Source organism: Bacillus sp. GW823-FHT06A11 (genome assembly GCF_058795355.1).
The window spans coordinates 363,906-375,661 of the sequence record NZ_JBXAHS010000004.1 but is presented as its reverse complement, the minus strand read 5'-3'; the positions used below and the strand labels follow the sequence as shown (position 1 = coordinate 375,661).

General features: G+C 36.7%; 14 protein-coding genes and 1 tRNA gene. 10 read left to right on the top strand and 5 right to left on the bottom strand.

Going from position 1 to position 11,756, the window contains the following annotated elements:
• The first annotated feature begins 264 nt into the window (after positions 1-264).
• Both AC1Q8L_RS21115 and AC1Q8L_RS21110 read left to right on the top strand, forming a co-directional pair.
• Complete coding sequence (locus AC1Q8L_RS21115; RefSeq protein ID WP_001166936.1) at positions 265-2,583, top strand: sensor histidine kinase; 2,319 nt, start codon at positions 265-267, stop codon at positions 2,581-2,583.
• 3 nt (positions 2,584-2,586) lie between these two features.
• On the top strand, positions 2,587-3,228 hold the full coding sequence (locus AC1Q8L_RS21110) for a response regulator (RefSeq protein ID WP_000621765.1): 642 nt from the start codon (positions 2,587-2,589) through the stop codon (positions 3,226-3,228).
• 95 nt (positions 3,229-3,323) lie between these two features.
• Here AC1Q8L_RS21110 and AC1Q8L_RS21105 read toward each other — a convergent pair.
• Positions 3,324-3,399: transfer RNA gene (locus AC1Q8L_RS21105), tRNA-Arg, on the bottom strand.
• 204 nt (positions 3,400-3,603) lie between these two features.
• Between AC1Q8L_RS21105 and AC1Q8L_RS21100 the strand changes: the two genes are divergently transcribed.
• From AC1Q8L_RS21100 to clpP, 8 genes are all read left to right on the top strand, one after another.
• Positions 3,604-3,810 carry a DUF1657 domain-containing protein gene (locus tag AC1Q8L_RS21100; protein ID WP_000216166.1) on the top strand — a complete coding sequence of 69 codons (207 nt, stop codon included), beginning with the start codon at positions 3,604-3,606 and terminating at the stop codon, positions 3,808-3,810.
• 93 nt (positions 3,811-3,903) lie between these two features.
• Positions 3,904-4,389 (top strand): YhcN/YlaJ family sporulation lipoprotein, encoded by a 486-nt coding sequence (locus tag AC1Q8L_RS21095; protein WP_001228546.1) that lies wholly within the window; start codon positions 3,904-3,906, stop codon positions 4,387-4,389.
• A 29-nt stretch (positions 4,390-4,418) separates the two neighbouring features.
• A complete protein-coding gene (spoVAC, locus tag AC1Q8L_RS21090) occupies positions 4,419-4,895 on the top strand; it encodes a stage V sporulation protein AC (protein WP_000095399.1) in 477 nt (158 codons plus the stop codon).
• Positions 4,896-5,912, top strand: a complete 1,017-nt coding sequence (gene spoVAD, locus AC1Q8L_RS21085) for a stage V sporulation protein AD (RefSeq protein WP_000938972.1) — start codon at positions 4,896-4,898, stop codon at positions 5,910-5,912.
• The gene (gene spoVAE, locus AC1Q8L_RS21080; protein WP_000575919.1) at positions 5,909-6,259 is read left to right on the top strand and encodes a stage V sporulation protein AE; all 351 of its coding nucleotides are present in this window, start codon (positions 5,909-5,911) and stop codon (positions 6,257-6,259) included. Before spoVAD ends, spoVAE begins: the two co-directional genes overlap by 4 nt.
• Before the next feature lie 11 nt (positions 6,260-6,270).
• A complete protein-coding gene (locus AC1Q8L_RS21075; RefSeq protein WP_000215909.1) occupies positions 6,271-6,477 on the top strand; it encodes a DUF1657 domain-containing protein in 207 nt (68 codons plus the stop codon).
• 20 nt (positions 6,478-6,497) lie between these two features.
• Positions 6,498-7,367 carry a DUF421 domain-containing protein gene (locus AC1Q8L_RS21070; RefSeq protein ID WP_000018924.1) on the top strand — a complete coding sequence of 290 codons (870 nt, stop codon included), beginning with the start codon at positions 6,498-6,500 and terminating at the stop codon, positions 7,365-7,367.
• 240 nt (positions 7,368-7,607) lie between these two features.
• Positions 7,608-8,189, top strand: a complete 582-nt coding sequence (gene clpP / locus AC1Q8L_RS21065) for an ATP-dependent Clp endopeptidase proteolytic subunit ClpP (protein ID WP_001049162.1) — start codon at positions 7,608-7,610, stop codon at positions 8,187-8,189.
• Positions 8,190-8,590: 401 nt separating this feature from the next.
• On the opposite strand, the gene AC1Q8L_RS21060 is transcribed toward clpP, so the two are convergent.
• The 4 genes from AC1Q8L_RS21060 to rapZ all read right to left on the bottom strand — a co-directional run bounded on the left by AC1Q8L_RS21060 (position 8,591) and on the right by rapZ (position 11,740).
• Entirely contained in the window at positions 8,591-8,839 is a 249-nt protein-coding gene (locus AC1Q8L_RS21060; protein WP_000250307.1) for an HPr family phosphocarrier protein, read from the bottom strand.
• 23 nt (positions 8,840-8,862) lie between these two features.
• Entirely contained in the window at positions 8,863-9,813 is a 951-nt protein-coding gene (whiA, locus tag AC1Q8L_RS21055) for a DNA-binding protein WhiA (RefSeq protein WP_000006566.1), read from the bottom strand.
• Between the two features lie 88 nt (positions 9,814-9,901).
• Positions 9,902-10,855, bottom strand: coding sequence for a gluconeogenesis factor YvcK family protein (locus tag AC1Q8L_RS21050; RefSeq protein ID WP_000712187.1), 954 nt, complete (start codon positions 10,853-10,855; stop codon positions 9,902-9,904).
• Between the two features lie 3 nt (positions 10,856-10,858).
• On the bottom strand, positions 10,859-11,740 hold the full coding sequence (gene rapZ, locus AC1Q8L_RS21045) for an RNase adapter RapZ (RefSeq protein ID WP_000138459.1): 882 nt from the start codon (positions 11,738-11,740) through the stop codon (positions 10,859-10,861).
• Positions 11,741-11,756 lie beyond the last annotated feature (16 nt).

The following is an 11,756-nucleotide window of genomic DNA, read 5'->3' as shown; positions in this document are numbered from 1 at the left end:
TGCAATCCCGCCTATCATCAAAAAAACTTTTTCATCACTATTGCCTCCTTCATTTACTTGTTAAGTTGTATCTTTATCATAGACTTCTTTCTGATGCTATTGTCCGCAATCCGTACTGTATTTACCGTAAAAAAGGCGAACCACTCTTATGTGGTTCACCGCAATTTCAACAGATGACATTGATTGTATGAAAACTTCTTAAATGTTATTATAAAAATATTCAGAAATTAAACGATATACCTACAAAGAGAGGTGTCTAAACCGTTGCAGATACAACGTAACTTCGTTTTCATTTTATGTGTAACTATCCTGTATTTTTGTTTACAAGGCTATATCTTATATAAAATAAACCAACCATATAGTGGCGTTCTTATTTCTAAAACAGACTCAACTACATACACAATAGCAAAAATTAAATCCTCCGGTTGGGCTTTTCATACGGACTTAAAAGAAGGAGATATAATCTATTCGATAAATAAAGAAAAGCCTCATTTAGGAATACTTCCTGGATACCAAAACCAATCACTAAATGCATCTGAAATACAAATTAAAAAAGACGATATCACCCAAACTTATAAAGGAACACAACATTTTATTGATTCTCGTGACAAAATTATTTCTGTATACTTTCCCTTCCTACTCGCTTTTATTTGTTTAGGGTTATCTATTTTTCTTTATACAAAGAAGCCTTTGAACCGGGAAACATTCTTTTTGATCACGTTTCTATTCATGACTTCCTCAAGTCTTCTAATCGCAGTTGAATCTGGTAAAGGTGATTTTATCGCTCTCATTATTTTAAGTATTGTATTTCAAGGTACACCTATGTCTCTCATTTTATTGTTGAATGAATTATTCAAGAAAAAGCAACTATACGTTATTTCTATGAGATTTCTAAAAATCGATATTACAATCGGCATTATTTTACTATTACTCTCTATTTTAACGATGTTCATTCCATGTCCAATAGTTAATACCGATGGATTAGAACTAATTTACCTTTCAATAAATATTATCTTTTGTATATATTTTTTAATCCGTGCCTATATCAAATATCACAGTACAGTACATAAACCATTTTTAAAATTAATGCTCACGATTCATTCCATTGCCTTCTTTCCGTTCGTTACACTCTATGCTCTTCCAGATGCAATATTCAAAACACCTATTCTCTCAGCAGATATTGGCGCTATGTTCCTAATCGCTCTTCCAATCGGGTATTTTTATTTAGTAGCGACGAAGCAGATTTTTGATATAGAGTTTGTATTTGATCGTTTACGGTATTACGCATTTCTGTCACTAATTCCAACTCTATTAATTGCAATCATTACGAGCTGGAGCATTTATTACAAAGACAATTTTCTCTCTCGACTACTGCAAAGTTTTATTATTATTTTTCCGTTAAACATTCTATTTCTCATATTAAAAGAAAGATTAGATTTTACATTCCGTAATCACCTCTTTCGGACTAAAACAAACTTATACGTAAACATTGAACAGTTTACCGCACAGCTATCATCTATTATGAAAACAGAAGAGTTAGAGAAAAAATTCACTAATGAAATCGTTTCGATGTTGAAACCTTCTTTTATTCAATTTGTTCAATATGATATGAAAGACAACACATATACACTCTGTAACGGATATCGACAAACGAAAGATTTCACACTTTCTAAAAAGAAAAAATGGAGTATGGCAGCATTACTAATTAATGATTTATTAGAGGATGATGGATGCATTGGCATTTACTTATACTCTACTAAACATATAAAACACTACATCTGGATTGGAAGAAAATTGAATAATATTAAATATAATACGCATGAAAAATCATGGTTCATCACTGTCACGACATACGTCCGTCTTATTTACGAAAACTTGTATACTATTAATGAAATTATTCATTCTCTAGAGCAGGAGAGTTTAGAATCCAAAACAAATTCTGCAAGCTTATCACGCCTACTCTTTCAAATTTCTGAACAAGAAAGGCGCCGACTCGCTTCAGATTTACACGACTCTGCATTACAAGATCAAATCGTATGGTACCGCAAACTAGACTCTTTACTAAAAAACAAATCCGTTCCACTAGAATTAAAAAATGAACTAAAAAAAATCCACTTCGGTATGCACGATGTAATACAACAAATTCGCGACACATGCAATGAATTGCGTCCATCACTTTTATCAGATGCTGGTTTAATTGGTGCATTAAGAGAATTGCTAGCCCAAACACAATTACGTGTGCAGTTTCATATTCAATTTGATCATGAATCAATTCAAGAACATCATTACGATTTTGACAAAATTTTATCTTTATATCGTATCATTCAAGAACTACTAACAAACGCAGATAAACATTCCGAGGCAACCATCGTATCGATTTTTTTATGGGAAGAGAATAACTGCATTTTCCTAGACTACCGAGACAACGGCAAAGGTTTTGATATAGACACTCCCTACTCTCCTAAGCAGCATATGGGGATTTCCGGTATAAAAGGAAGGCTTCAATCAATTGGCGGAGAAATACATATAGTATCCGAAACTAAAAAAGGACTTCAAGTAAACATTACAGTTCCGAGGTGGTAAATAATGATTCGAGTATTAATCGTAGATGATCATCAAATTGTAGGCGAAGGAACAAAGAGCATGATTGAATTAGAAGAAGATATGCAAGCAGAATATATTTTAAATGAACAGGAAGCACTTATAAAAAGTGACGCTACACCTTTTGACGTATATCTCTTGGATATGAATATGCCCAATTGTAGTGGTATTGAACTCGCCCAGAAAATATTACATATTCAAACAGATGCAAAAATCATTTTATACACAGGTTTTGAATACGTATCCCAATTTAATTTATTAATAAACTCTGGTATCAGCGGAATTATTAGTAAATCAGCTTCTCAGCAAGAGCTATTAATGGCAATTCGTGCAGCTGTAAATGGATATACTTTACTTCCTATTTCTTTATTACGTCAACTACGTACAGACGATATAACGACTCAACAACTTGAAAATAAAACCGCTCTTCTTACACAAAAAGAATTAGAAATCTTAGAATCCGTCTCTAAAGGAAGTAGCAATAAACAAATTGCTGATGAACTGTACATGAGTTCAAGAGCTGTAGAATACAACCTAACAAAAATCTTCAAAAAATTAAAAGTAGGATCACGCTCCGAAGCTTTAACAGAAGCAATGAGACAAGGCATTTTGAAAGTACACATATAAAATGAAACTTCCATCAGTTTGTTTTGTTTAACCCTTAAATAATGAGATAAATAAAAAAAGTCCTAACCTACAAAACGTAAGTTAGGACTTTTTAACGCGCCCAGAGGGATTCGAACCCCCGGCAGACGTGGTACCGGAAACCACCGCTCTATCCGACTGAGCTATGGGCGCATGATTATAGAAAACACTTCATTTTCTTCTCATAATAATAGCAATAAAATCCATCTAAATCAATAAAAATATCCCCGTAATACCTTATGCATCTTAGCTAAAAGCATATAAAATCTATTTCACCCCTAAATTTTCCAATCATAAATTCACCCCAACTCACAAATTATAATCTTTGAATTGATATTCCAAAGGGGGCTTCATTCAATGACTGTAATTACAAAATTAAAGCAGACTGTTTCTGGATTAAAAAGTGCCCAAGCTAGCTTAGAGGGATTCGCTCTTGATACGGATAACCAACAAGCTAAGCAACTTTTCCAAACAGCTGCGCAGCAAACACAAACGATTATCGATTCTTTAAACCCACGTGTTGAAGAAGTCCAACAAGAAGAACCACAATACTCACAGCAATAACGAACCAATCTTGCTGTGAAATAGAAAAAGGATGATATGCAGTCATCCTTTTTCTATCACATTACATATTGCAATAGAAATGGAATGATAATTATGCGAAAACTCGGCCTCATAACCGCATTATTTGCACTTCTATTTAGCTCTTTTACCGGATGTGATAATAGTCCTTTAGATAAAAAAGTGAAAGAAGAAGCAAAACGAACGGAGAAAGAAAAAGGTCCAAAGTTAACAAAGACGAGTACGGAATCCTTTAATCAATCTATATCACAAGGAGCGAAGAAAAGAGCTCTCGCTATGGATGAAATTATAAAAAGCACAGCAGTGAATTCAAATTTAGATCTCTACATAGCAGTTACACCTGAGCATCACGAAAGGTTTGGATTAAAGCCGTTGCGCAGCAAACTTCAAAAGCAACTAAGTGATGAGCACCCTACTTTCGATGTTCGTGTCAGTACAGATAAAAAAATCTTTATGTTACTCGAAAAACTCGAAAGAAAAATTAAGGAAAAAGAAGTATCTAAAGATGAAATTAATAAACAATTAAAATTCATTGGTAAAAAAATGGAGTCTAACACTTAACGCTTTTTAAAAGAAAAGGAAGGATTGCAATGTCTAGTAAAGATAAAAACTTAACCCCTGTACAACAGGAGTATAAAAAATTCGAACAAGAACGCGAACCGAAACGACCTGTCTTAAAAAATTGTATAAAAGCCTTTTTCGTCGGTGGTTTTATTTGCTTCATCGGACAACTCATTTCTACTTTTTACATCACATATTTTGATTTCACTGAACGCTCAGCAGGCAATCCAACAGTCGCAACGCTCATTTTCATCTCCATGTTACTAACTGGATTTGGTATATACGATCGTTTTGGACAGTTTGCCGGTGCTGGTACAGCTGTACCTGTTACTGGATTTGGTAACTCTGTTATTGCCGCATGTATTGAGCATCGAACGGAAGGATTTGTCCTTGGCGTTGGCGGCAATATGTTTAAACTAGCTGGTTCTGTTATTTTATTTGGTGTATTTTCCGCTTTCGTCATCGCACTTATTAAAACTATTCTCGTTCAATGGGGAGGGCTATAAATGTTACAAGGACACCGAACGTGGGTATTTGAAAACAAACCAGTCATTATCTCAACAGGGGTTGTCGGTGGACCATTTGAAGCAAAGGGGAATATCCCAGAAGACTTCGATATCCTTCATGAAGATTTATGGCTCGGACAAGATTCCTATGAAAAAGCACATAAGATTTTATTCGAAGAAGCTTGTAGTCGCGCTACTGAAAAAGCAGAGCTTCGTAAAGATGATATTCAATTCGTACTCGCAGGAGATTTAATTAATCAAATTACTCCAACAAGCTTTGCTTGCCGCACACTTGGGACTCCTTATCTCGGATTATTCGGGGCTTGCTCTACTTCTATGGAAGGTTTAGCACTTGGGGCAAGTATCGTAAATGCAAAAGGTGCAAAATATTTATTAACTGGAGCTTCAAGCCATAATACAGCTGTAGAAAAACAGTTCCGCTACCCTACCGAATACGGTGGACAAAAGCCGCCTACTGCACAGTGGACAGTAACCGGAGCAGGAGCCGCTATTTTAAGCGATACTGGACACGGTCCAAGAGTAACCTCTGCAACAATCGGCCGAGTGGTTGATATGGGATTAACGGATCCATTTAATATGGGAGGCGCAATGGCTCCAGCTGCAGTTGATACAATTGAAGCCCATTTACGTGAACGTCAAATTGATGCCTCTTACTACGATTTAATCGTAACAGGCGATCTCGGACATGTAGGACGCGAAATTGCTTATGACTTACTACATAAACACGGAACGAAAGTAACGAGCGAACAATTTCAAGATTGCGGAATTATCATTTATAGAGAAGGACAACCTGTCATAGCTGGTGCTAGCGGACCTGGATGTTCCGCAACAGTCGTATACGGTCATTTATTAAACCGAATGAAAAGAGGAGAGTTCAAAAAAATACTTGTCGTTGCGACAGGCGCTTTACTATCTCCACTTACATTCCAACAAGAAGAAACGATTCCGTGTATCGCTCACGCCGTTTCGATTGAATTTGGAGGTGCAACGCAATGATTTTTTTCTGGGCTTTCGTCATTGGCGGACTTATATGTGTAATCGGCCAACTTATGTTTGATGTCGGCAAACTAACACCTGCTCATACAATGGCAACACTCGTTGTTGCTGGAGCTATATTAGATGGATTTAATTTGTATGAGCCATTAATTGATTTCGCTGGAGCCGGGGCAACTGTACCTATTACAAGCTTTGGTAATGCCCTCGTTCATGGCGCAATGGAAGAAGCTGCAAAACATGGCATCGTTGGCGTTATTACCGGCATGTTTAAAGTAACGAGCGCCGGTGTATCAGCGGCTATTATTTTCGGCTTCATTGGAGCATTGTTATTCAAACCGAAAGGATAAGAGGTGTTTATATGACTGTTATCGCTAGCGTAAAAACTTGCCTTGCTAGTGTAAGGGGCGCTCAAGCAAGTTTAAGCTCCCTTTCATTAAATTCACAAGACGAAGAATCAAAACGCGTATTTCATGAATGTATGTTAGAAATGGACAGCGTCATCGCTGATTTAAAGGATAGAATTTCAGTATTAGAACGTGAAGAACCTCAATATAAAGGGTTTTAAGTAGACTGGAGGAAACGACTATGTCTCACCTGCCGGAATGGACACTTGTCATTCTTCGCTCTGTATTCATATTAATTATTTTATTCGCTATTACGAAATGGTTAGGCAAAAGACAAATCTCTCAGCTTTCCTTTTTTGAATACATAGCCGGAATGACGATTGGTGACATCGCTGCCCAAGTATCTACAGGGCTCGATTCAAAATTTTTTCACGGCGTCTTTGCGATACTCATTTTCGCTGTGGTACCTTTTTTAACAGGAATCCTCTCTTTAAAGAACAAAACAGCTCGGGACTTCTTTGAAGGGAAATCTACCGTATTAATAAAAGACGGAAAGATACTCGAAGATAACTTAAAGAAAGAAAAATATACGAGTGACGAATTACTGGAACTTCTCCGCGGAAAAAGTGCGTTCAGCGTAGCTGAAGTCGAATTTGCTGTCTTAGAACCGAGCGGAGAATTAAATGTATTATTAAAGAAAGATTCCCAGCCACTTACAGCAAAAGACATCGGTTTAAAAGTACCAAACGAGAAAGAACCACAAACTGTTATTATGGATGGAAATGTACTAGATGAACCTCTTTCAGCAAGCGGACATAACCGCGCTTGGCTACATTCAGAATTAGAAAAACTCGGTGTTGTTATTGAAAATGTCTTCCTCGGTCAAGTGGATTCATACGGACAACTTACTATCGACATTTACAATGACAAACTCCAAATGCCTTCTCCTCAAAACAAACCTTTATTATTAGCATCTTTAAAAAAATGTCATGCTGATCTTGAACTATTTTCCCTAGAAACAAAGTCGAAATCAGCAAGCGAAATGTATAGTAAAAACGCGAAACAAATCGAAAAGATTTTAAATAAAGTAACCTATCTTTTAAAAGACTAATTATCGAAAGAACGCTTCAGTTAAAAGGCGTTCTTTTCTTTTTTCTCCAGTTTTTATAACGTTTAAATTTATGTAATTCGGTTATGATGTTGAAGATACATAAGCAGGGAATTTCGAAAACATAGCGAATATTTCATGGTACAACTACATATTTTTTTGATTTAAAGTGGTTTCGTTTGACCTTTATTGACCATAATTGTATTATAAGACTAAGAAAGCTTTATAAGGAGGAAATAACAGATGAATTTAATTCCTACAGTAATTGAACAAACAAATCGTGGAGAACGCGCTTACGATATTTACTCTCGACTATTAAAAGACCGCATCATTATGCTTGGTAGTGCAATTGATGACAACGTAGCTAACTCAATCGTTTCCCAGCTTTTATTCTTGGAATCTCAAGATCCAGAAAAAGATATTCACATCTACATCAACAGCCCTGGTGGTTCTATCACAGCAGGTATGGCAATCTATGATACAATGCAGTTTATTAAGCCACAAGTATCAACAATCTGTATCGGTATGGCAGCATCTATGGGTGCATTCTTACTTGCAGCAGGTGAAAAAGGAAAACGTTATGCACTTCCAAACAGTGAAGTAATGATTCACCAACCACTTGGTGGAGCACAAGGTCAAGCGACTGAAATCGAAATCGCTGCAAAACGTATCCTATTCTTACGTGAAAAACTAAACCAAATTCTTGCTGACCGCACTGGTCAACCACTTGAAGTACTACAACGCGACACAGACCGCGACAACTTCATGACAGCAGAAAAAGCTTTAGAATACGGTTTAATCGATAAAATCTTTACAAATCGTTAATACTTAAAAGCGAAAGCGGCTCGTTTAGAATCGCAGGGCGATGGAGCCCCTGATTCCGAGGCGCTTTTTGCCTCGAATGAAGGGGCGAAACAACCGGAGATTCTAGCCGCTAGAGCTAGATATAACTAAAAGCGGAAGCGCCCTATAATTGGGCGCTTCTTTTATATATTGTTCCCCGCTCACATACCCCATCCAGTATCCCTCTAAATATATCAACGATTTTTCAATTATATCGAACAAAACTCAAATTATATCAACGATTTTTTTAATATATCAACGGTTCGACACAACATATCGATTTACCGACAATCTCCGACAAGGACAAACCAGCTAAATACCCCTCCCCGCTAATCCGCACAAACAACAAAACAAAAAAACTATCGCATATACGCGATAGCTCTTTATTGTACATATGCAGCTAATGCTTCTAAAGCCTCTTCTGCATCTGAACCTTCTGTTGTAATTGTTATCATGCTTCCAGTTCCAATTGCTAAGCTCATAATCCCCATTATGCTCTTTGCATTTACTGTCTTTCCATCTTTCTCAATAAAGATATCTGCATGAAAGCGATTTGCCTCTTGTACAAACAACGCAGCCGGACGTGCTTGTAAACCGTTTTTTAATGAAACCTGAACTCGTTTTTGAACCACAGCTCCATTTCCCCTTTAACCTCTTATTTTTTTGCTACCGTTTCCCCCGCGCGTAATTTCTCTGCAATTTCATCGATTTTACGCAAACGATGATTAATACCCGATTTACTAATTTTCCCCCCGGATACCATCTCACCTAACTCTTTCAATGTTACATCTTGATAATCTCTTCGTAGTTGCGCAATCTCTTGTAGTTTATCTGGCAATATATCAAGACCAACCGTCTCATCAATATAGCGGATATTTTCAATCTGCCTTAGCGCTGCACCAATTGTTTTATTTAAATTAGCTGTTTCGCAGTTCACTAAACGATTTACGGAATTACGCATATCACGTACGATTCGAATATCTTCAAACCTTAAAAGTGCATTATGAGCACCAATAATATTTAAAAATTCCGTAATTTTCTCCGCTTCTTTCAAATACGTAATGTACCCTTTTCTTCTTTCCAACGTCTTACTATTTAAATCAAATCCGTTCATCAGTTCACATATAGCATCATTATGTTCCTTATATAACGAAAAGATCTCTAAATGATAAGATGATGTTTCTGGGTTATTTACTGAACCACCTGCTAAAAATGCACCGCGTAAATACGATCGTTTACAACACTTCTTCTCAATCAATTCTTGTGATATATTTCGAATAAATGAAAAGTCATCTCGAACGATATGAAGATCGGCTAATATTTCGCGAGACTTTTCAACAAGCCTTACGATATATACATTATTTTTCTTCAATCGCATTTTTTTACGAACAAGTAATTCTACCGTCACATCATATCCTTTTTTCAAAAGCGTATAAATCCTTCTTGCAATTGCCGCATTTTCTGTTTGAATATCGATAGATAGACGACGGTTTGAAAAAGAAAGCGATCCGTTCATTCGAAGTAACGCCGATAATTCTGCTTTCTCACAGCATTCTTTCACTTCAAGATTCGTCAGCTCTTTCTTTGTTTCTGATGCAAATGACACAGTCAACACCTCCTTATACGATTATTATGGAACAAAATTCTTGTCCTATATGAATGAGGAGCGCCACCTCAAACGAGGCAACGCACATTTATAACAATGAATATAAAATCGAAGCTAACTTTAACGTATCATGCCTTACAACACGATCATCATACTTCGCTAATCCCTCTTGAATAACATCAATATTATTTTCAGCAAAACGTTCTTCATCCACTACAACTGGTGTAGACATTTCTTCCTCATATAACTTACGTAATTCACAAGGAATCTCACGGTTATTTACAATTGCAGTATTAATAAATGGTTGCCCTAAATGATCGTGTAACGCCTGCACATGATCAAAAGCAGTATATCCCATCGTTTCACCCGCTTGTGTCATAACGTTACATACATATACCTTCTTCGCCTTTGCAGCAAGAACAGCGTCCCCAATTTTGTTAACAACTAAGTTGGGTAATATACTCGTATACAAACTTCCTGGGCCGAAAACAAGTAAATCAGCTCGTTTAATCTCAGCCAACGTTTCATGCAATGGCTCTACATCTTCTGGAGTTAAAAAGACACGATTAATCTTCTTTCCGTAATAAGGAATCTTTGATTCACCTGTTACAATTTCCCCATCTTCAAGTTCCGCATGAAGTACCGCACTTTGATTCGCTGCTGGTAATACACGTCCTCTGACATTTAATACTTTACTTGTTTCCGTAATTGCATGGAAAAAGTCTCCTGTAATCGAGGTCATACCTGCCAACAATAGATTTCCTAACGCATGACCTTTCAGTCCGTCTCCTGTTGTGAAACGGTGCTGAAATAAAGCTTCCACCAGTGGCTCTACATCCGATAACGCAACAAGTACGTTACGGATGTCACCTGGAGGTGGAATTTCTAGCTCATCACGTAATCGACCCGAACTGCCACCATCATCAGCGATTGTAACAACTGCTGTAATATCAACAGGATATTGCTTTAATCCTCTTAATAAAACAGAGAGTCCGGTTCCGCCTCCCATTATGACAATTTTAGGCTTTCTCTCTTTTTTCATCCCTTAATGGCCCTTTCTCTTCTCCACATCACGATGAGATACATGAACACTATACTCTGGTTTCAAATGTTTCCCAAGGTATTCTGTAAGCGTAACAGAACGATGCTGTCCACCTGTACATCCAATTGCAATTACAAGTTGACTTTTGCCTTCTCTTTTATAATGAGGCAGCATGAAAGTAATCAGATCCGTCAACTTCTCTAAAAACTTATGTGTCTCATTAAATTTCAGTACATACGAAGAAACTTCTTCATCTAGTCCTGTTAATGGCTTCATATGTGGAATGTAATATGGATTTGGTAAAAAACGAACATCAAATACTAAATCTGCATCAATTGGAATACCGTACTTAAATCCAAATGACATAACATTTACACGAAATGCTTGCTCAGTTTCTGTTGAGAACAAGTGAACAATTTTTTCACGTAATTCTTTCGGTTTTAAATCCGATGTATCAAGCACAATATTTGCTCGTGCCTTCATATCTGTTAATAAATTGCGCTCTGCTTCGATTCCCTTTAACGGCAAACCAGTTGGTGCAAGTGGATGCGAACGTCTCGTTTCTTTATAACGAGTTACAAGCGTACTATCTTTCGCATCTAAAAATAAAATATGAGGAATAATCCATGTACGTTCTGATAAATCATCAAGTGCTCCCCATAAATGTTCGAAAAACTCGCGGCCACGTAAATCAATGCCAAGTGCCACTTTATTCATTTTCCCTTTTGAATCCGCCATAAGCTCAATAAACTTTGGCAATAACATCGGTGGTAAATTATCTACACAAAAATATCCTAAATCTTCAAAACTTTGTAAAGCTACTGTTTTTCCAGCTCCAGACATCCCTGTAATAATTACCATTTTTATATCATTATTCTCTGTCATCGTATCCTCTCCTTGA